The 19,996-nt window shown below is 48.5% G+C and carries 17 protein-coding genes and 2 pseudogenes; 8 read left to right on the top strand and 11 right to left on the bottom strand.

Annotated elements, in window-relative coordinates; translation table 11 throughout:
* Positions 1-123: 123 nt before the first annotated feature.
* The 5 genes from V2S86_RS24545 (at position 124) to V2S86_RS24525 (ending at position 6,105) form a co-directional block, all read left to right on the top strand.
* Positions 124-969 (top strand): helix-turn-helix domain-containing protein, encoded by an 846-nt coding sequence (locus V2S86_RS24545; RefSeq protein ID WP_330764523.1) that lies wholly within the window; start codon positions 124-126, stop codon positions 967-969.
* 144 nt (positions 970-1,113) lie between these two features.
* Positions 1,114-2,490, top strand: coding sequence for a glycosyl transferase family 2 (locus V2S86_RS24540; protein ID WP_330764522.1), 1,377 nt, complete (start codon positions 1,114-1,116; stop codon positions 2,488-2,490).
* Positions 2,491-2,566: 76 nt separating this feature from the next.
* Positions 2,567-3,844: a glycosyltransferase gene (locus tag V2S86_RS24535; protein WP_330764521.1), complete on the top strand. Its 1,278-nt coding sequence runs from the start codon at positions 2,567-2,569 to the stop codon at positions 3,842-3,844.
* A complete protein-coding gene (locus tag V2S86_RS24530) occupies positions 3,844-5,292 on the top strand; it encodes a radical SAM protein (protein ID WP_330764520.1) in 1,449 nt (482 codons plus the stop codon). The genes V2S86_RS24535 and V2S86_RS24530 overlap by 1 nt, the downstream gene beginning before the upstream one ends.
* 3 nt (positions 5,293-5,295) lie before the next feature.
* Positions 5,296-6,105, top strand: a complete 810-nt coding sequence (locus V2S86_RS24525; protein WP_330764519.1) for a hypothetical protein — start codon at positions 5,296-5,298, stop codon at positions 6,103-6,105.
* Between the two features lie 188 nt (positions 6,106-6,293).
* Here the strand turns inward: V2S86_RS24525 and V2S86_RS24520 are convergent, their stop codons facing one another.
* Positions 6,294-7,313: a hypothetical protein gene (locus V2S86_RS24520; RefSeq protein WP_330764518.1), complete on the bottom strand. Its 1,020-nt coding sequence runs from the start codon at positions 7,311-7,313 to the stop codon at positions 6,294-6,296.
* 121 nt (positions 7,314-7,434) lie between these two features.
* The gene (locus V2S86_RS24515) at positions 7,435-8,205 is read right to left on the bottom strand and encodes a hypothetical protein (RefSeq protein WP_330764517.1); all 771 of its coding nucleotides are present in this window, start codon (positions 8,203-8,205) and stop codon (positions 7,435-7,437) included.
* Positions 8,206-8,581: 376 nt separating this feature from the next.
* Between V2S86_RS24515 and V2S86_RS24510 the strand changes: the two are divergent.
* Positions 8,582-8,755, top strand: a pseudogene (locus V2S86_RS24510) (ATP-binding protein); the annotation flags it as partial.
* A gap of 224 nt (positions 8,756-8,979) precedes the next feature.
* Here the strand turns inward: V2S86_RS24510 and V2S86_RS24505 are convergent.
* Both V2S86_RS24505 and V2S86_RS24500 read right to left on the bottom strand, forming a co-directional pair.
* Positions 8,980-9,369 (bottom strand): DUF1090 domain-containing protein, encoded by a 390-nt coding sequence (locus tag V2S86_RS24505; protein WP_330764516.1) that lies wholly within the window; start codon positions 9,367-9,369, stop codon positions 8,980-8,982.
* Positions 9,370-9,703: 334 nt separating this feature from the next.
* Entirely contained in the window at positions 9,704-9,877 is a 174-nt protein-coding gene (locus V2S86_RS24500) for a hypothetical protein (RefSeq protein WP_330764515.1), read from the bottom strand.
* 81 nt (positions 9,878-9,958) lie between these two features.
* Here V2S86_RS24500 and V2S86_RS24495 point away from each other — a divergent pair.
* Positions 9,959-10,533: pseudogene (locus V2S86_RS24495) on the top strand (transposase); the annotation flags it as partial.
* Positions 10,534-10,615: 82 nt separating this feature from the next.
* On the opposite strand, the gene V2S86_RS24490 reads toward V2S86_RS24495, so the two are convergent.
* The 7 genes from V2S86_RS24490 to V2S86_RS24460 form a co-directional block, all read right to left on the bottom strand.
* Entirely contained in the window at positions 10,616-11,605 is a 990-nt protein-coding gene (locus V2S86_RS24490) for a hypothetical protein (RefSeq protein ID WP_330764514.1), read from the bottom strand.
* A gap of 95 nt (positions 11,606-11,700) precedes the next feature.
* Complete coding sequence (gene uraH, locus V2S86_RS24485; RefSeq protein ID WP_330764513.1) at positions 11,701-12,114, bottom strand: hydroxyisourate hydrolase; 414 nt, start codon at positions 12,112-12,114, stop codon at positions 11,701-11,703.
* A 40-nt stretch (positions 12,115-12,154) separates the two neighbouring features.
* Positions 12,155-12,538, bottom strand: coding sequence for a DUF1090 domain-containing protein (locus V2S86_RS24480; protein ID WP_330764512.1), 384 nt, complete (start codon positions 12,536-12,538; stop codon positions 12,155-12,157).
* Positions 12,539-12,908: 370 nt separating this feature from the next.
* Positions 12,909-13,598, bottom strand: coding sequence for an outer membrane protein (locus V2S86_RS24475; RefSeq protein WP_330764511.1), 690 nt, complete (start codon positions 13,596-13,598; stop codon positions 12,909-12,911).
* A gap of 88 nt (positions 13,599-13,686) precedes the next feature.
* Positions 13,687-14,160: a GlcG/HbpS family heme-binding protein gene (locus V2S86_RS24470; protein ID WP_330764510.1), complete on the bottom strand. Its 474-nt coding sequence runs from the start codon at positions 14,158-14,160 to the stop codon at positions 13,687-13,689.
* 441 nt (positions 14,161-14,601) lie between these two features.
* The gene (locus V2S86_RS24465) at positions 14,602-18,213 is read right to left on the bottom strand and encodes a response regulator (protein ID WP_330764509.1); all 3,612 of its coding nucleotides are present in this window, start codon (positions 18,211-18,213) and stop codon (positions 14,602-14,604) included.
* Positions 18,214-18,221: 8 nt separating this feature from the next.
* The gene (locus V2S86_RS24460; RefSeq protein ID WP_330764508.1) at positions 18,222-18,848 is read right to left on the bottom strand and encodes a response regulator; all 627 of its coding nucleotides are present in this window, start codon (positions 18,846-18,848) and stop codon (positions 18,222-18,224) included.
* Positions 18,849-19,092: 244 nt separating this feature from the next.
* Here V2S86_RS24460 and V2S86_RS24455 point away from each other — a divergent pair, with 244 nt between their 5' ends.
* A complete protein-coding gene (locus tag V2S86_RS24455; RefSeq protein ID WP_330764507.1) occupies positions 19,093-19,698 on the top strand; it encodes a LuxR C-terminal-related transcriptional regulator in 606 nt (201 codons plus the stop codon).
* Positions 19,699-19,996 lie beyond the last annotated feature (298 nt).

The following is a 19,996-nucleotide window of genomic DNA, read 5'->3' as shown; positions in this document are numbered from 1 at the left end:
TCGTTTAAAGTCATCCTTCCCCTACTTAGATAAAATAATAGCACTACATCAATTTTTTTTTGTTTGTTCTATTTTTTATGTGGTGGCTTGGCTGTTTTTAAGATAAAGCACGGAGGGTTGAATATGTCATTTAGTTCAAAGAAGTTACTTTATTTCATTAAGGTCATGGAAGAGGGATCTATTTCCAGAGCTGCAGAAAAATTATTTATTACACCATCTCCTTTAAGCAAGAAAATAAGAGAGCTGGAAGGTGAGCTAGGTGTTGATCTATTTTGTAGAATTAATGGGAAGATAACTCCATCAATGGAGGGGTATAAGCTTTACCACAAGGTTGTGGATTTGCACTATAGTTTAGATAAAGTAATGGCCATGCATAATAAAAAATACAGAATTAATGCAGTTGTTTATGGTGCATTATTTCCATACATAGAAGAGCTAATGATCAGAATGAATGAAAAGCTAAGGGGAAATGCTTCAATTAATTTCATGGCTGTTGAATGCGAAAATAATATTAATGAATTTGTTTTATTTTCAGATATTATATTTTCATTAAAAAGAATAAACACTAAAGAAAATATGTTTGAAATAACTAATGATTTATCACCGACAATACTATCAAACAACAAGTGTGATGATATTAAGTCTTTAAATTTCATACAGTGCTCATGTTTTTCAAGAACTGTTTTTTTTATGAGGATATATAACGAGTTAAAAAAAAATGGATTTCATGGGGAGGTTTTTTGCGTTGATAGCAATAATATTAGAGCTGACTTGGTAAAATCAGGTCAAGGGATAACTATAATCCCTGACATCAACTGGCCTGATTTTGAACTATGCAATGAAATTAAGTCTCATCAATCACAAATTAACGGTGGAGGGTTTTATAGTTATTTGTATGTTAATGAAAACTTGAAATTAAATAAGTGCGATTTAAAAGAGATCATAACGGAATTGTCTGGTAAACATTAAAAAAACGGCTATTACATTATAAATCATTATAAGCCGCGCACTAAGTAAGTTGTTTTTTAATGTTTTTGAGTAAAAGACAACAATCTTATTTTATTTTTCCTCGTAACTGACTGATGATATACCAATTTATAAGGAGTTAGTTTTATGCACGAAAGGCAAGAGAAGAATGCAATGTTCATTTCGTTCGATGCCGTCTCGGTCTCGGGGATCACGGTGGAAGCAATGAAGATTGCCAAACGACTGCAAGCCTGTGGATTTCGCTCTTATCTTGATCTGGGATACGACATCAAGATTGATAAGGGAAACTTTAATAAACCCTATCAGCATGAGCATGACATCTACCGCGATGTCTTTACGCTGGTCCGCCTGGACGACATCACGTCGATTCCAGATTACCATCCCGCCTTTCTCGACTACGCGCACGCGGCGTTGATCGGCCAGAAAACGCCCATTGACGAGCAAGAAAAAACCGCTTTGTTGTATACCATCGCGTTGACGGCGCGGCAGCTGGCGGATCGCCTCATCGCCCAATGGGAAGCGCTCGCAGTCAGCCATGTGGTGGTGGAAAACGGCACGCTGCCGGAAAACATCATCTATACCAAAGCGCTGTATCTGGCGATCGAAGATTATGGCCGACGTTATCGACTGACGCGTTTCGTCATCTGGCGCGATCATGACCTGATGTGGAACAGCGAGAAAAAGGCGCTCAAATACGGCCCGCCGCCTTATTCTCACGCCATCAAACCTATCCCTTCAAAATACATTACCTATGTCACGCTCAATCACGATCTGAAGCAAAAGCTGGAGGCCTGGTGCAATCATGATGTCCATGTCGAGGTAAAGAAAAATACCTATGACTTCTCGGACAGTCACGAAAGAACGAATATAAGAAAGCAGATGAATATTCGCGATAATGATCTTCTCATTGCCAGAACCACCCGCATAATCCCTCAGAAAAGATTGGACCGCGATATTGTGCTGATCAGCCGGCTTAACGCTTTATTTATCCGCGACCACAACACTCGACGCGCCTATTTGGCGATCGCCGGCAATGAATATGAAAATCCGTCATGTTATCTGCAACTCGCCAAATTGGCGCAGGAACTGAATGTTCTCCCCTATGTCAAATTCGTCGGCATGCTTCCCCATGTCGATATGCGCTCGGAAAACGATGCGTTTTGCATAGAGGACCTCTATCACTCTTGCGACCTGGTCTCTTTTCTCACCTCGTATGATTATGATAGCTATGGCAATCCTATCGGCGAAGCGATCAGTTGCCGCCGTTGCTATATCACCACTCGCTACGAATATTATCACGAAGTCTACGGCCGGCATGGGTTTGAAGCGCCTGTCATGCCGATCTCCGAGTTACAGGATGGGCCGCCGAACGACGAATTCATCCAGGAAGTCTACCGGTTCATTAATAACAAGGAGAAGATGAAGCGCGTGGCGGAAAAGAATTACGCGCTGGGCAAGCGGATTTTATCCAACAACGTCATGGAGTTCTTAAATATCAGCTAATCATCGAATAACGTGACATTTCATTTTCAGACAAGCCATTTCTAACTGTGGACTTTCATTAGCCCTTGGAGGATCTATGCATGATACTGTTTTTGTGTCTGTCGTACTGCCCGTTTATAATGAAAGCGACCGTATTGAGGCGGTTTTACTTTCGCTGTTCAATCAGCACACCAAGAATGAATTAATCACCCACGACACTTACGAACTGATTGTCGTTGATAACAACTCCACCGATGATTCCGTCGCTAAAATAAACGCGTTTAGTGAAAGGCATCCGGCTATGGCCATTCATGTTATCGCCGAAACGGTGCAGGGTGTCTCCTCGGCCAGAAAACGCGGCATGGACTATGCGTCGCTACGTTCTAAAGCCCGCGACAGCCGGCTGGGAAATAAACGCAAGCACTATATCGTTTCCGCCGATGCCGATTGCACCGTGGATGCATTTTGGCTTTACGAGCTGGTGAATACCATGATCGAGCAACAAGGCGACCTGGGCACCTGCAACTATTACTACTCTCCCGCAGAGTTTGAGCAACGCCCCAATCTGTTCCGCGAGATCCAAAAAACGCTGCGTCTGCGCGAATTTTCGTTCTCCTTGTTCGGCGGTTTCCCCGACGGCAAAGGGTTCGGGGTAGAGCGCAGCCTGTATGACGCGGTAGGCGGCATCGAAATCTTCTACCAGCTCAACCATGGCCGCTTTGTCGAACACCTGTCCGACGACTGGGACTTCGGCATTAAGGTCATCGCCTACGGCGGCAAGCCGGTTTACGCTCGCCATGCTTACGTTGAGATCAACAGCCGCCGGGTGGACACCATTCTCGATGAGGTGATCAACGGTATCGCCTACGGCAAGGACGGCATCATTATCATGAAGGACGTCCGGCCGGACGTTGAGCGGCAAAAAACCGCGCTGGCGGACGCCACGCCGGCGGAGGCGAAACTGGCCTGGGACTACTCGGTCAAGGACTACACGCCAAAGAATATCTTACTGCCGGTGCTGCTCAATCCGTATCTGCTGTTGGAAAACAGCGAAGTGCGCGATTTCTTCTCCGGCCCGCTGGCCGACAGCCTCTACCGCCGCATTCACGAGCTGAAACACGAGATGCGCATCATCGATTTCAAACCGATCCATGCCTACAAAACCCCCGCCTATCGGCTCTACCTCGAATTTCGCGATGCGCTGTTTGCCGCCATGCGGCGCGCCGTCGGTGACGATATCAGCTTCCCGCCCGCATTGCCGGCCTGCTTCGATACGATCAAAGACGAGGATTTCACCCGCTTTGTTTATTACTTCTGTGAAGACCGCGAGTCCGGCGAAGCCCACAACTATTTCGGCAACGGAGGGGTATTCTGATGAACGACGAAGCCTTGCACTCATTGCTGGATATCGATGAAAACTATCCCACGCCGCGGGTGAACGCGTTCCTGGCGCAACCGGAAAACCGGGCCTTTCTGGAGTACGTCCATAAGGATCCGTTCGGCTGTCACGTGTTCCCCGGCGATCTCGTCGACTACCCGCTGGCCGCGTTTTTTGCCGATATGGAGGGCGACATTCGCCAGGCGGGCAAAATCCACCTCTGGGCCTATATCCCGACCTGCCGCTATCGTTGCCATTTTTGTCAGTACCCCACGGTGATCCTCAATCCCAAGGCGCCCGCCTCTCAGGCGGTATTCCGCGATTTGGTCGATTTCAACATCAAGGAGGCGCAAATGTGGCTGGCGCGCGTGCCCAGCCTGGCCGAAGTGGAAATCGGCGAATTCAACGTCTTTGGCGGCACGCCGTCCTTGCTGCCGGAGCCGGAACTGCGCCGCATGATGGCCTTCTACTTCAGCCACTTTAACTTCGCCAACGCCACCCTGCGCTTCGAAGGGGAGCCCGGCACCCTGAACAAAGCCTATCTGGCGCTGCTGAAAGAGCTCGGCTTCAGCAAAATCAGTTTCGGCACCCAATCCTTCAATGACGACATCATCACCGCCTGCGGGCGCATGCACTCGGCCGAAGAGTGCGTGGAGACCATTCATCATGCGCGCGCGCTCGGCATTGATTGGGTCAGCGTGGATCTCATTTACGGCATGCTGGGCCAAAGCGTGGACGACGTGAAATACGACATGGAAAAAACCCTCGAGCTGAATCTGTCGCACGTCGTCTGCACCAAGCTGCACATGGATGAGTTTATTAAAAATCGCACCGGCGTCTCGGGCGAGCGCGAAAGCCTGTGGCAGAAAAAGGGGCTGATCAGCATCAACAACCTGCGCTTCCCTGGCCTGGGCAAACAGTACCAAATGCGCGAGCTGGTCGAGAACTACCTGAATGGCGGCTATACCGAACACCCCACCATGTACTTTCACCGCAATGACCAACAGCCGGAAAAGTGGAAAGCGCTCATCACCGATCTCGATAAGCAGTATCCGGAAGTGGCTATCGGTTTGGGCGGCAGCTCCAAATCGACGCGATCCGAAGCCATCAACATCACCGGTTACAAGAAGTACAAGGAGGCGCTCAACCAAGACCGCCTGCCCATCGAGGAAAGCCGCGGTTTCTCCCCGATCCAGCGTGAAGTGAACGCCTTCAAAATGGCGCTCTCCACCTTGCTGCCGGTGGACGATCGGGTGTTTAAACGGCGCTTTGACGGCAACAGCCTGTTTGCTAACCCGGTCATCCGCCGCACGTTGAAAACCCTGGTGGATAAAGCGCTGGTCACCGTCGATGGCCCGTGCGTTACGCTCACGCCCATCGGCGTCACGCTGGTCGAAGCCATTATCAATACCCAATTTTCCGCCGCATTCGCCAATCAGGAGTGAAAGATGACGACGACTGTCTCCGATCCCAAACCGGTATTCAGCTTCTATTACATCGGCATCGATACCGAAGCCGGCGTCACGCCACAACAGTTTGAAACCTTCGTGCGCGAACAAGGCGTGCATATCCCCTGTTATCCCGGCTGGCGCTGGACGTTGCTGCGCGGCCTACGCGGCGAACGCGTCGGTCAATACCTGATGCTGTACGAGATTGACAGCGCCGAGCAGCGCGATCGTTACGTCACCGCCACCGGGCAGCGAACGGCGCACGCGCACGAATTCTGGCGGCGGCATGCCGCCGCGCAGGAAATCCTCGCCGAGTGGCGAAAACTGGGCACCTACAGCCTGCTGCCGACGCTGTTCAGCGATTATCGCCTGCTGGCTGAGAACAGAAAAAGCGACGTGCCGCCCGGCCCGCGCTACTGGGAACGACCGGGCGCACCGCCCGAGGCGCGCATTATCGGCATCCACAATCTGGCGCTGCGCGAAGGCGTGACTCCGGCGCAATTCGAACGCTTTATCGCCGAAAATCACCATCGCATTGAGGATTATCCGGGCTGGAAGTTTCACTTGCTGAAGGGAGAGCGCGGCAATCGGCTCGACCAGTACGCGGTGATGATGGAAATCGTCAGCCTGGCGGCGCTGGACGTGTTCTATCCGGAGCCCGATATCGCCACCGCCGAAGCGGCAACCTTCGCCAAAGCGCATCGCGACACCAAGCAAATGTATGAAGAGTGGAAGCAACTAGCGTCATTTTCCGGTTCACCGCAGATTTATACCGATTATCTGTCCGTCGCACAGAGCCGATCGTCATGATGCTGTCTTGGCTAACCGGCGAGGCAGCAGAGAATCATTGCCGGGAAATAGCTATCCGAGCGATAGAATTCAAGTGATATCACTAATGTTTTTACTTGAATGAGGTTAATAATAAAAAACCACCCGCTATGCAGGTGGTTTTTTTATTATATTATAAGAGATGAGTTCTTAATAGAAAGCTATTAATATTAACCTCTCCCGCCACTGATGTGAAATATATTCTTCACTGGGGGGGTTAAAACATTCTCGTATACTGAGCTTGATTGCGAAGCTAATATCCTAATATCATTGTGGATAACGTCACGATTTCGGATGTTTCTTAATGCGTATGTGTTCCAGTCATTCAAAAAAAGCACAAATATATCACTCATCACTAATTCGTAAATATAACTAATACTATCTCCAGTAATTCCAGGAACATTATCACTATCAATGACAGATGCAATGTTTATAATTGGGTAACGCATTGTTTGCGCTACGGCTGATACTCCCGCTGCTTTTTTTAATGCAGGTAAGAGTGGCTGAGTTACAGAGCTTGGCCATCCAAACAATCCTTCTGTTATTCTTTTCCCTTGAAGTTCGTCATACACACCGTTCCCAATTCTCTTATTTGAACCTGTGTTGAAGTTTTTATATACAATGTTTTTTTGTCTTTCATCTGAAATGTTGTAACATGCGTTATATAAATAACGTGATGTCATCTGATATAAATCTTTTCGGCGTTGCCTAAAATCATAAGACTTAACTTCAAGTTTTTCACCAATGGCATAAACTGAAACGCAAAGCAAGAAATAATGTTCAAAATAAGGAACTGTGGTAGAAAAGGAACCGGGATTCATAATATGGGGTGAAAAACCGCTTAATCTATCAGCTAATGCACCAATTCTAATTCTGAACCCGTCTATTTCGTTATTTAATCTCCCGCGGCTATGGCTATTATCGTATTCCTTAAAAAATGAATTTAATTGCGCATCGAATCCATTCAGGTTATTTCGTATTAACATTGCTTCCTGGGCGTTAATTTTCCTGCTGATTAACCTGTTGATTTTACCCTCGAATTCAACCCATGGATCAGGGCTGCCGTCCAACCAATTAAATAATAATCCTGTTAATGGTTTTAGAACGGAACCTGCAATAGGAACTGAGCCAACCAACCCCTGAGCAAGATTTGAAAACAATTGGTGAACATTCACTTTCTCATTTATCATGATGTGTATCCTTTCTAAATTCAAATTATTGATACCTGCCTGGAAAGATTAAGTTATTCGCCTAATTACCCTCCTGAAAAAACCTTAAAGAAATAACTTTAAAAAGCACTATGTCAATAGATTATTTGGTTGGGGTTAACAATGGATTATATACCATTGAATTTTTCTTTAGGATGGAAAGATACTCTGAAGCATCAGAAATATTTAATGAGTACAGATACTCATTAACCGCTTTTTCTCGAGTAACTTCTAAAGCGTTACGCAATTCTTTTTCTTCGTCACTTCCACTATCAACCTCAATGGATAATGGAAAGGCTTTATACTCATCATAAATGAAAGCTCTATCATTCATTGAGCCTGTTAGCTTTATATTTATTTTGTTTGCCCGTGCATCTCCCGCAGATTGCACCACCAAATCGATATATTCAGATATTGAATAATATAAATCCTCCAAGAAATAGTCATCCTCCTTGGAGGATAAAACTCCATTAATTAAAAGATGTAGATTTAACCATCGAGAAAACCAAGGGTAATATTTATAAGGTGCCTTGTCGCCATTAAAAATAGCCTCTTCAATTCTAGATAGTCTGCTATTTATATCCTGTAAAATAATTTCACCACCCTTATTATCATCAGAGAGGTAGTTGTTCACCTCTGATTCAACAAAATCAAAAAGCTCTTCTAAATATTTAAATTCATCAATACATTCAATTCCTTGGGAAGATATTAGGATTGTATTGATGTATTTCCCCCAGTGTTCTTTTTTTGCCCATTGATTAAACCAAGGCCACTCATTGATTTTGTAATTATCAATATTTATTTTTAATACTTGCATTGCCTCGGCAATTATCTTTGCTGATAGTTCATTCTTTTTAATTTTCTCTTTTATCATGAGAGCATACTCCTGATTAATAGTTTTTTGTATTTTGATAATAACCATCTTCTATAGCACTTATATACTATGCTAATTGGCTATTAAAAATAAATGGTATTAAAAGAATCAGCAGTTTCTAAAAATGACATAAACAGGAGTTTTCGCGTTCGGTTTTCTTCACATAATTCCCCATTTTTTCGACGGTATCATGAGCTGCTTGTGGTCACACACCGCCTGAGCTGCCGCGGTGGTAGTCCGTTCCGGAACACTACGCACCGCAGTGGCAACAGGTGAGTATGGTAGAACACCAGCCTCTGAGAGCTTTGATGCATTAACTGGATACTTGCGGAGCCGTCTGAAAATGGAGCATCTGGGGGTAGCAGGTGTGGGGTAAGCGGTGACAGAAGAACTCAACTATCGCGAGTTCCTGTGCAGCGTGCTGCAACAGGAATGGAGCAGTCGCCATCAACGAGGGATGGAGTCCCAATTGAAGCAAGCCCGCCTCCCCAGGGTGAAGACGTTGGAGCAGTTCGACTTCAGCTTCCAGCCGGGTACCGACCATAAAGTGGGGCTCGATGGCGATATAAAACTGAATCGTGCGTTATGGCTGATTACGGATGAATTCAAAAACCGAATGAAGTAATAGGGGGCACCGATAATGACGCCCATCAATACCGGAGCCGAACACTGCTACAGAACATACCGTTAATATAACGCGGACAGTATGAAATAACAGGGGGAAAGATGCAAACGTAAAATTTACAGGTATATTGGCGAAGGTATTTTTATCCCTCACCCTGCGAGTTGCATCGCGGTCTTGGCCTCTGCCAACTCCTCTTTAGCCTCATCCAGCTTCTGAAATTTTTTGTGTATTTTATCGGCTTGCCCACTGAGTTTCGCAGCATCGTACTTGCGTTGTCGCTGCTCTACCTTATAGACTTTCTCTTCGACTTTTTGCCGTCTTTGCTGTACTAACTCGTGCTCATCGCAGTGTTCATCCACTTCCGCTAACGCTTTTTCTAACCCGGAAATACGGTGGGTATTGCCATGAATGCGGGCGTCTTCAATCTGCATGCGGATTGCCATTTTTTTTTCGCTGCATCCTGCCATGTCGGCAAAAGCGGAAGAGATCCACATTGGCATCGTGATTATCCCAACCAATAAGGTTCGTTTTAATCTCATAAACCGGCCCTCTTATTTTTGAATATAACGCTCTCTGGAGCGGCGAAGAAAGCGCCTGGTATATGCACACAGGCGCTCGATGATAGACACAGCATAAGGATTTTAATTTACAATGCTTAATGCAGAGATTTTCTCGTGATTCTGCGGCGATCGAATCGTCTCGCGAAAAATTGCCTCCTATTAACCATTTTGAGATGTTGAATGAAAGAAAAAACACACAGCAACGTCAGAAAAAATAAAATGGAGATTTCCAGACAGGCATTAAAATTCACCAGCTAATTGTTTAACAGAAAGCGTTAAAGCAATAGGGGCAATCCCCCTCATGCTACTTTATTTAGAAGATATAACGCGCACCGAACAAATACTCGTTATTCACCAGACGTGCTCGCAGGTTTTCATCTTGCAGACCGCGTGCGTTCACAAAAGTATTGCGCCCGCTCTCCACGTTGCCCATATCGACGTAGCGATAGCCTGCATAGACTGTAAGTATCCCGCTTAACCGAACCATTCACTTTTAGAGATCTTCCGAAATACTGATTATGTCCCTGAGTAGATCACCATGCGTAAAGCCTGATTTACCGAGCACCAGATCATCACTGCTCTGAAGTCTGTTGAAGCCGGACGTACCGTCAAAGATGTCTGCCAGCGAAGCGGGAATATCTGAGGCTTCATACTATAACTGGAAAGCGAAGTATGGTGGCATGGAAGCCTCTTATATCAAAAAGATGAAGGATCTTGAGGACGAAAACCGCCGTCTCAAACAGATGTTTGCCGACCTGAGTCTGGAAAATCGCGCGTTAAAAGACGTCATTGAAAAAAAGCTATAAAACCAGCGATAAAGCCTGAGTTCGTCAGCTAGTGAAAGAGATGTTTTCGATGAGCGTACGCCAGGTATGCAGGACATTATCGCTGAGCAGGACGGTCTATTTTTACCAGCCCGATACCCGTCGCGATGAGCCGGTGATCCAGGCGCTGACTGAACTGGCGGAGCGCTATCCACGATATGGCTTTAAGAAGCTGTTCCAGTTGTTGCGCAGGCAGGGCAATAGGTGGAACCATAAACGCGTTCACCGAATTTACTGCCTGCTGAAACTGAATTTTCGCCGTAAGGGAAAGCAACGTCTGCCGGTGCGCAATCCGGCGACGCTGGAAGCACTTAATAAAATCAAATGCGTCAATGGCTGTAAGACTTGGATTACAAATTGGCATTGGAGAAGTTTGTATAACCGGCGCCGGTTATGCTGCGCTAGTCTGCGGCGGTTTTTACGCTCTTTTCACCGGTCAGCCAGGGGGACTGCGTACTCCAGAAAATGATATCGGCGTTGAGGTAGTTTTCCGCAAACTGCACGAACTCAACCTTGCTGAATGGGCGGCCCGACTCAGGATTTGTGTAGGTTAGGGTGGGTTCTTGCACGGCCATGGCGATGAGCGGCAGTTTATTGCCGTATTGATGGAAGAAGGGATAGGCGTTCTTCATCTGCGCCTTATGGTTGGGGACAATATCCGGCCCACCCAGACCAATGTTATTTGCGCTGGCGAAGGCGAATAAGCGCCCCATGTAGTTGTGGTTGTTGTTCCATTCGCAGGGCCAAAAATTAACATACTGCACCACATGCGATTTACGGAATGCCTGGCGTGCAAAGACCAGGTTCGCCATTTCACCGGCGAAATACGTATCGCAGGAAAAACCAATAGGCGGTTTTTTCTCGTTGATGTCGATGGCGGTTTCCGGCAGATTCACCCCGTAGATGCGGCCGTCGAAGCGTGCCGCCAGCGCCGCCAACAGCGCCTGATAGCGTTCGCGCACGGCGGGATCCCATTGCCGTGCGACCCAGCCAGAGCCTACGGGCTTCCCTTCCCCCGGGTTATCGAACTGCGGCGCCAAGCCACCTCCATAGCGAAGCTCTTTGAGCAGGTAGTCGGGAACGTAACGGGCATGGGCTTCGAAGAAACGGTCCTGAATCTGAATGAACAGTTTTTTCCCGGAGCCCTCAAGACGAGCCAGGTCGCGTTCAATCTGCGAGAAATCATATTCCCCCTTGGCGGGTTCGAGGGAACGCCAGCTGTAGATGATCTGCGCGCCGCCAATATCCTGGCGCGCTAGGACGCCCGACGCGGCCTCAAGCTCGCCAGAGCTGGTGTACACGAAGTTCTCTGACGTTTTGGCCAGCAGGGCCGGCGAGGCGGTAAAAATGGCGGTGGCAATCAGGGTGTTGACAATCGCATTGTTTTTCATACGCGTTTCCTCTGTAGGGTAGCATGTAGGAAGCCGCCTTAGGCGGCAACGGTGGCAGCCGGCACCGCCCCACTGGGCGGCTCGAAGGCTATCCGTTAACTTCCGCGATAGGTAGAGAAACCGTATTGGCTGACCAGCAGGGGCACATGATAGTGCGTATCGGTTTTCTCAAAGTGAATGATCACCGGTATCTTCGGATAAAATGTACTTTGTTGTCGTTGAGAAAAATATGCTCCCGTTTCGAAAGTGATTTTATAGTCACCTTTTTTAAGCTGCTCCGCGGTGGGATAAAGGCTGGCAATGCGCCCTTGGGCATCGGTCGGTAGGGAAGACAGTCGGACCCAATGGTCCCCTTCTTTTCTATCCAGGGTCACGGTCATCCCCTGTGAGGGCTGGCCGGTTTGCAGGTTCAAAACGTGCACGCTAAGCGGGTTTTTCACCTCCTCCGCCGTAGCGGATAGGGCTAAGGTGCCCAACAGTAAACACAGCGCCAGGTTACAGATTTTCATCGTTAATCTCTCATCAAACGTTATGCGGAAAAGGATTTTGCTAGTGGCCTAATGCACGGCGTGCTTCTGTCAACTCCGCGTTGGCTTCATTAAGCTTTTCCTGTCTCTTGAGTATTTTATCCTGCCGCCCGGTGGCGTTCGCCTCGTCCAGTTCCAGTTGCCGCTGGGCGACTTTATGCTCTTTTTCCCTGACTTTTTTTTGCTGTTCATTCAGCAGGCCGCTCTCAGTGCAATGTTGGTTCACTTCGGCGAGCGCTTTTTCTAGGCCGGCCACCTGCGGGCCATTGCCATGCGTTCTTGCCTGTTCAAGCTGGCTGTGAATGGCGCTCTTTTTTGCCTCGCAGCCGGTCGGCGATGCGCTAGCCTGCAAGGATAAAAAGGGAACAATTAGAGGGATAAGCAGGGGCAGTCGGGAGATTTTCATTTATCGGTTATACCTTAGAAATTTTTCACTGTGGTAAGTGAAAGAAAAGTTTGTGGTATGAATAAAAGGCGCCTGGGAGAGACAGACGCCTGAGGATAGACACAGTATAAGGATTTGGGGTCGATAAGATTAATAGGCTCTTTTTCTTGCTGCCTTGTGCAATGAATATTTGCTGAGGAACAGCTTTCTCCTTCTGTTCAAGGTGACATGTCGATAAAAACTAAAGCAACTTAACGAAAGCAAGAGTAACGCCAGGAATAAAAAAGAAATATGTCCCATGTCTACTGACTATTTTATTTGTCGGTTTAACATTTATGACCGGAAATTCTTTGGCCCCGCAAAGGTATCTGAACACCGCCGTTATTTCCGCTTACAGGGTATAGCGAATACCGACCAGATATTCATTGTTTACCAGACGGGCGCGCAGGTTTTCATCCTGCAGGCCGCGAGCGTTGACGAAGGTATTGCGCCCGCTTTCTACATTGCCCATGTCGACGTAACGGTAGCTGGCGTACAGCGCCAGATTTTCCAGCACCTCATAAGAAACACCGGCGCCGACGGAGTAGGTGAAGTTGGTTTGCGTGCTGTCGGCAAATGAGCGGGTGTCGTTGCCCTGCCAGCCGCCTACGTTAATTTTGGCAATACCGGCGCCGGCCGTGGCGTACACCGCCAGCTTGTCGGTCAGCATGAAGTCACGGTAAACGTTGAGCATCATGCGCTGCGAATCGGTTTTCATATGGTTGAAGCTTGTGGCGAAGGTCGATGAACCACTGGTGTATTCATTGTGTTTTTTGAATACGTATTCACCTTCAGTTCGCCAGCCGTTACCGTACTGATAACCCGCCGCTACAGATCCGTTGAGGAAGTTTTGCTTTTCCGCGCCGGCCACGAACGTACCAATGCCCGGGCGCTCGCTCAGGTCCATATTGCGGGCCTGCTGACGTGTTTCAATTAAATTCAGAGCACCGTAGTAACCGCTTTTCGGCGCTTCGGCGGCGAATGCGGCAGAGGCGCTCAGAGAAATCAGCGGAATCAAAAATGCGTGTGGCAGACGTTTCATGGTCATGTCCTTTAAAGAGCGTGGAGTCAACAGTTATCCATAATCCATTGATTGAATATGGAGCTTAAGCATTTCAATTGAGGGTTCTTTAGAGAACCTGTTTAATGGCATTCAGCGCGCAGGCTTCATCGATATTGCCATTGGGTGCGCCGCCAATGCCGATAGCGCCGATCACTTTATCGTTTTCTTTTACCGGCACACCGCCGGCCAGCAGCAGGAAGCCCGGAATATCCGACAGGTTGCTGGCCGCCGGGTATTTTTGCGAGGTTTCCAGCAGTTGGCTGGTCATCAGCCCGCTGGAGGCCGCGGTGTAAGCTTTTTTATAGCTGGCCTCCAGGGTATGCGGCCCGGCGTTATCCATGCGTTGCACCGCACGGGTTAAGCCGGCGTTATCCACCACGCTGACACTGACGTTATAACCCTTGGCGCTGCAGGATTTGATTGCCGCGCTGGCCAGGCTCGTCGCTTGGTCAAGGGAAATAGACGACTGCGACAGTGATTTGGCGCCGGCGGTGGTGGCCATGCCCGAGAGTAAAATGCAAAGAATGATACGGTTTTTCATATTAAATCGCCTTGATGTCAAAAACCTGAAAAAATAAAATATGACATTCCACCCACCAAGATCAGAGAAAACATCATCATGGCGGTAAGCAAAACGCTTAATGGAAGATCGTAGATAATATATTTCAACATGGGATGCCCTTAAGTGATTTAATTTTTATGCCACATCGATAATGCTGAATTATATCCATTAACAACAATGGGCAAATATCATTACTGGCTGAAAATTTTGTAAGGAAAGGATGATAGTGTTGTCGTCATTTATTTATGTAACGATCGAGTAAAAGGCCTACTCGAATGGGGCGGTAAGCTGCCCGTTTGAAAATGCCACGCGGTATCTGAAGGGAGAGGCAGGATACCACGAGCCGATATCCTGCCGAGAATTCAACCTGTAGCGTTATATTTATTGATGAAAACTAACGCGCCTAATATGGTGCCAAGGTTATTCCGCGAGAAACCGATCAATCGCCTGGTTGAGTTCATCAAGGGTCGCCAGCGCCTGCTGCAACCGTTGAGCAACCTGAGCGTTATCCGGCGATGGCGTATTCTCGCAATATTTCTCCAGCCCACGGCAGTGAGTTTCCGCTTCCGTTGCGCCGATAATTTGTGCCGCACCGGCGAGGCGATGCAGACATCGCGTGAGGGCCTGCCAATTCTCGTCTTCCAGCAGACGCCGGCATTGCTGCATATCGAGCGTATTTTCTTCACGGGTAGCGCGCAGCAACGTGAACAATAAATCGGTATCTTGCTGAGCCAGAACGCTTAACTCCGAAAGGTTGACTAACTCAGCGAGGGTGGTTCTGTTAGCGCCGTTCGGGGTCGGGCGTTGTCGCGGCACTCGCCGTAATAACTGTTCAAGCTGCGATAAACGCAACGGTTTGAATAAGCAGTCATCCATGCCGGCGACCAAACAACGAACCCGTTCTTCAGGCTGCGCATTGGCGGTCAGCCCTAAAATGGTTAATGGCCTTTTTTGTCTCTTCCGCAACTGTTGAGTCAGCGCCAGCCCATCCATAACCGGCATGCTGCAATCGGTGATGACCAGATCGATATCTTGCTCCTGCCAATAGTGTAGGGCTTGCTCCCCGTTTTCAGCCTCGATCACCTGGTGCCCCAATCGGGTAAGTTGACGCGTGAGCAAGAGCCTGTTGGCTGGATGATCGTCAACAGCCAGAATACGCAGCGGTTGGTCCGTACTTACGCATTCGTGCGGCACATTTTCTATGGTCGGCCGATGTTGCCGGTGAGGTACGGGGATACATACGGTTATTCGTGTGCCGCGGCCAAGTTGGCTATGCAGGCTGATGGTGCCATGCATCATGGAAACCAGCTGCGAGCAAATTGCCAGCCCCAGGCCGGTGCCATGCTGATGCTTGCTAGCTTCGGATTGAACATAGGGGATAAACATATCTGCCTGTTCATTTTCTGCGATGCCAATGCCGGTATCGGTAACGGACAATATCAGCACGGCATGTTTAGCGCTTTCTGGCTGGCACTGCAACCGCACATGCACTGAACCCTGCTCGGTGAATTTTATGGCATTGCTGACCAGGTTCGACAATATTTGCCGCAACCGCATTGGGTCCAGATAAATTTCATCAGGGTGCAGAGATTCGACATAATAATCGAGGATCAGGCCCTTTTGTCTGGCTAGACCTTCGAACACCTGGACTACCGGCAGAGCCAGCATGCCTGGCTGCACCCAATCCGGCGACAGTTCTAATTTACCGGATTCGATTTTAGCCAGATCAAGGATATCCCCCACTAACCCCATCAGCGACAGGGATGATTCATAGGCTACGCGAATGGAGTCTTTTTCCGTTTCTCCGCGTTGCGGCTCCGGTGTTGTGACTACCAGCTCCAGTAGGCCAATAATCGCGCTGATAGGCGTGCGTATTTCGTGGCTCATAGTGGCAAGGAAAGTGCTCTTGGTTCTGCTGGCTTGTTCGGCGCGCTCACGAGCTATGGATAACGCGTCCAGCAGTTTTTCATGTTCTGTGATGTCTTGCCAGCTGCCTATTAACCCGGTTATAGCGCCAGTATGATCTCGGTAGGTTACCGCCTGATGGACAATAACCCGTTCTTCGTTGCCGTTGGAGACCCGGTATTGGCGTGGTGGTAACGTTTGATTCTCCCCTCCGAGCAATAACGGCTGTAAATCCTGAAATAGGTTTGCTAAAGGATGCTGAGGAGTATTCAGGGGCTGCCGGCTCAAGGTTAAACTTTCCGATGTGAAAAACGTTAGCCAGGACGAGTTATAATTAATAAGAACACCATTGGTATCTATCACATATACCGGTACCGGGGTTCCATTGAAGAGCGTTTCACGGAATGTCGCCTGCTCCTGCAGTTTGGTCTGTGCCTCTCTACGCAGGCGAATCTCGCGGTGCAGATAATAATTCCAAATTAACGAGGTAATGACCAATACGGCGAAAATACTGGCCAGCCAATAGAACTCCGAGCGATAGACCACCCAGGTATCCAGTTTGACATCCGGCGTTCCCTGCCATTTATTCGCTATCATGGAGATATCACGCGGCGGGATATCGGCCAGGGCCTTGTTGAGTATGCTGTATAACTCAGGCTGGTCGCGCCCAATGGCAAAACCGATTCGGGCGGGCTTATCCCCCAGTCGGGTCGCCACCTTGAGTTCCCCGCGGAAATAGCGGTCAATCAGGTAGCGAGCGCCAATCAGGTTATTCACCGCGCCATCTGCTTTTCCTTCTTTGACCATCTGCATCGCGACACTGGCGTTTTTGGCATCGATCAAGGTCAGTGAAGGGTATTGTTCTTTCAGCCAGGATCTCAATGAATTATCGGGCGTAACCGCCACCGAAAGGTTTTCTGTCAATGCGCTTGGTGCAGTGGGCGTGTCCCGTACCACCAACACGAAGGGCGGTAAAACATAGGGGCGGGTAAACAACAGCTGCTTGTCTCTGCGTTCGCTGTAGCTCATGGCGGCAATAAAATCGCCCTGATGCTGTTGCACCATGTCGAACATGCTGGTGACGTTATCGGCTTCAACCGTTTTAAAATTCAAGCCGGTACGTAGATGGATAAGGCGCAGGATATCCGCGGCGATACCATGAAACTGTTTTTGCGTATTGAACAAGGTGAATGGCGCATACAGCGGATTAATTACCACGCGCAACTCATTATGCTGAGACAACCAACGTTGTTCTCTGTCAGTTAACGGCAGGCGGGATTGAAATAACCACAGGTTTGGCCCCTGGCTCCAATGACGGAAGATGACATTATGTTGGATTGGGGAAATGGCCTTCAACACGGTATTCACCGAGCGTTGCAACACCGCATCCTGCGTACGGAAGGCAAACCGTGGCCCCGTTTCTTCTTTCGGGAAAATATCCGCGACGGACAGGGTGGTGGCGTAATTGCGTTCGATTAAAAAGCTGGCGGTGGTCAGGTTACCGATAAAATAATCGTTTTCGCCAAAGGCGACGGAAGACAAAGCGCTTTGGGGGGAAGCATAGCGGGTAATTTTTGCATTGGGGTAATAGTTTGCTACCCATTCATCGCTGAGATACCCGCGCACCAGCGCAATATGCGCGTCTGGGATCACCGGCAACGGTTTGGACATGGCCGTTTCGCGGGAAATGAGGGCAGGATGGTCCGGCATATAAGGAACGCTGTTGATTATCCCAGGGAGGGGCGTCAAAATTCCGCCATCGTCGTCCAATAATATATCTACCGCGCCCGACTTGATACCCTCAATGGCAAGCGCCCGGCTGGGGTAATGCAAAACCTGGAAGCGTAAACCGAGGTAACGCAATACAAGTAGCGCATAATCTGCCGAAATTCCTTCAAATGTCCCCGATTCAGGTACCAGGCTGTAGGGCGGGTTTGCCGGCGCATAGGTTGCGATCTTGACTTCCTGCTTTTGCCCCAACCATCGCCACTCTTCATCACTTAGCGTAAATTTAACTGGGAGAATGGTTTCTCGGCTAAATAACCGCATATTTTGCGGCGCCTCCGCCCTGCTCCCTCCTGCCAGCAAACACAACAGCAGAAAACAACAGAGCAACACTGTGCGCATAAAAGTACTCAATCCAAATTGTTGCGTTGGGTAAAATCGTATAACTCAAGCATGTTCTGTAGCTCGAGTTTTTGCATCAGCCGCCGTTTATAGGTACTGACGGTTTTATCGCTGATCTGCATCTGCAGGCCAATGTCGATGACTTTGATCCCCTTGGCTAAAAAGTGTAGTACCTGCAGTTCCTTAGCGGAAAGGGAGGCGATCCTCCCCATATCGTCCCCCGGCAAAGCCCCGGCCGCTTCGATGCGTGCCCTGTTCAGCGGAAAGTAGCCGTAGCCGCCTTTGATGGCGCGCACGGCGTCATGTAGCTCGGTCAGATTATTGCGCTTGCTGATAAAACCGTCCGCCCCTGCCGCGGCGCAGCGTTTGACGTAATGGTCGTCGTCTTTACCCGTTAGCACCAGCACCCCGCCGGTGAAGCCATTTCGGCGCAAGCGCTGCACTACCTCGATGCCGTTAAGAGAGGGGATATCGATGTCAACGATAACCAGGTCTGGCATCAGTTGCTTGGTGAGCCGCAGCGCCTCTAAGCCGTCGTCGGTTTCGCCGACCACGCTCAGTTGGTCCTTTTCCAGCAGCATTTTGATGGCCAACCGGGCTACCGGGTGGTCATCTACAATCAAGACTTTGTTCATGCTGAGGCTCCGCTCCTTGCTTTAGGGTTAAACACAACGGGAAAACTTCCCTGAAATTTCACCAAGTGTAATTACTGTCCCGAATGACTGCAATTAATTATTTTGTAGTCCTTAAATTACATCTGCATCGTCTTTTGACTACGCTAACTGTTTTTTTTGCTGATATTTATTTTTATTTTCCCATGCATAATATAAATATCGAATTGGTATGAGTGAGGTTTTATATAGTGTCAGGATGGATAAAATGAAGGAAATAACATCAGCATCGAGCCCGGGAATGAAAATTGAAGAGAAAAAAGTGCTTATCTTTGATAGCTGCCAATATTCCACTCTGGGATTAACGCTGCTATGCGAGCGCCATAGCAATTGGCATATAACAGGTGTCGCGCATTCTTTCCCGAAGTTGATGAAGCTGCTTGCCCTGGGGCGGGCGGACATGTTGTTGTGCGGTATTGGGGCGCTGCAGAGTGAGTTCCCCCGATTGCTAAACCTGCCTGACTATACCAGAGGACGGTGTATTCTGCTCATCGATAAAAACTCGGGAGTCTTACGGAATACCTTTCTGGCGGCAGGGTACACTGCGGTAATCGGAAAAAATGCCGATCTGGAGGTGTTGGACAATCTCCTGTTTTACAACATGCATATGCCACATAGCACGATGAAGGGCGATGACGCCGGAATATACCTGCCTCAGGAGAGAGCGGTGTTAGGTGCATTGCTTAGCGGTAAGCGCCCACTGGATATCGCCACTGATATGGGTATTACCTATCGTGACGTGAGTCGCCATAAACACAATGGCCTGCGACGAGCCGGTGTGCGTAGTATTAATGAGATTATAACGAAAAAATGAAAATAATGTGACAGCCCAAAAGTGAAAGGCCGGTTAAAAGCCATTGATTATTATATTTATCAAGGTAGAGATTAAACCTGCTTACATATTTATTGATTTTGCAAACTACAACGTTGGCGGTTAAGCGCTCAATAACCCCCTTCGCCTATCTCTGATTGTGTAGTGGCACACTGAATTTGGCCACCTAAATAGAGGTGATATCATCACCTCACAGTCAAAACAGGTGACATTATGACCGGTCGTAACAGACGCAATTTTAGCCCCGAGTTTCGCCTCGAAGCTGCCCAGCTTGTACTCG

Source organism: Serratia sp. C2(1), from assembly GCF_036352655.1.
Lineage (GTDB): Bacteria > Pseudomonadota > Gammaproteobacteria > Enterobacterales > Enterobacteriaceae > Serratia > Serratia inhibens.
This window is presented reverse-complemented; position numbering and strand designations above follow the sequence as displayed.

Bases quoted from the DNA above. Each gene is read 5' to 3' on its own strand.
- uraH (WP_330764513.1), bottom strand. From the start codon at position 12,114: ATGAAAATCTGTAACCTGGCGCTGTGTTTACTGTTGGGCACCTTAGCC.
- V2S86_RS24460 (WP_330764508.1), bottom strand. From the start codon at position 18,848: ATGAACAAAGTCTTGATTGTAGATGACCACCCGGTAGCCCGGTTGGCC.
- V2S86_RS24475 (WP_330764511.1), bottom strand. From the start codon at position 13,598: ATGAAACGTCTGCCACACGCATTTTTGATTCCGCTGATTTCTCTGAGC.
- V2S86_RS24520 (WP_330764518.1), bottom strand. From the start codon at position 7,313: ATGATAAATGAGAAAGTGAATGTTCACCAATTGTTTTCAAATCTTGCT.
- V2S86_RS24470 (WP_330764510.1), bottom strand. From the start codon at position 14,160: ATGAAAAACCGTATCATTCTTTGCATTTTACTCTCGGGCATGGCCACC.
- V2S86_RS24535 (WP_330764521.1), top strand. From the start codon at position 2,567: ATGCATGATACTGTTTTTGTGTCTGTCGTACTGCCCGTTTATAATGAA.
- V2S86_RS24515 (WP_330764517.1), bottom strand. From the start codon at position 8,205: ATGATAAAAGAGAAAATTAAAAAGAATGAACTATCAGCAAAGATAATT.
- V2S86_RS24500 (WP_330764515.1), bottom strand. From the start codon at position 9,877: ATGGTTCGGTTAAGCGGGATACTTACAGTCTATGCAGGCTATCGCTAC.
- V2S86_RS24525 (WP_330764519.1), top strand. From the start codon at position 5,296: ATGACGACGACTGTCTCCGATCCCAAACCGGTATTCAGCTTCTATTAC.
- V2S86_RS24480 (WP_330764512.1), bottom strand. From the start codon at position 12,538: ATGAAAATCTCCCGACTGCCCCTGCTTATCCCTCTAATTGTTCCCTTT.
- V2S86_RS24490 (WP_330764514.1), bottom strand. From the start codon at position 11,605: ATGAAAAACAATGCGATTGTCAACACCCTGATTGCCACCGCCATTTTT.
- V2S86_RS24545 (WP_330764523.1), top strand. From the start codon at position 124: ATGTCATTTAGTTCAAAGAAGTTACTTTATTTCATTAAGGTCATGGAA.
- V2S86_RS24455 (WP_330764507.1), top strand. From the start codon at position 19,093: ATGAAGGAAATAACATCAGCATCGAGCCCGGGAATGAAAATTGAAGAG.
- V2S86_RS24530 (WP_330764520.1), top strand. From the start codon at position 3,844: ATGAACGACGAAGCCTTGCACTCATTGCTGGATATCGATGAAAACTAT.
- V2S86_RS24465 (WP_330764509.1), bottom strand. From the start codon at position 18,213: ATGCGCACAGTGTTGCTCTGTTGTTTTCTGCTGTTGTGTTTGCTGGCA.
- V2S86_RS24505 (WP_330764516.1), bottom strand. From the start codon at position 9,369: ATGAGATTAAAACGAACCTTATTGGTTGGGATAATCACGATGCCAATG.
- V2S86_RS24540 (WP_330764522.1), top strand. From the start codon at position 1,114: ATGCACGAAAGGCAAGAGAAGAATGCAATGTTCATTTCGTTCGATGCC.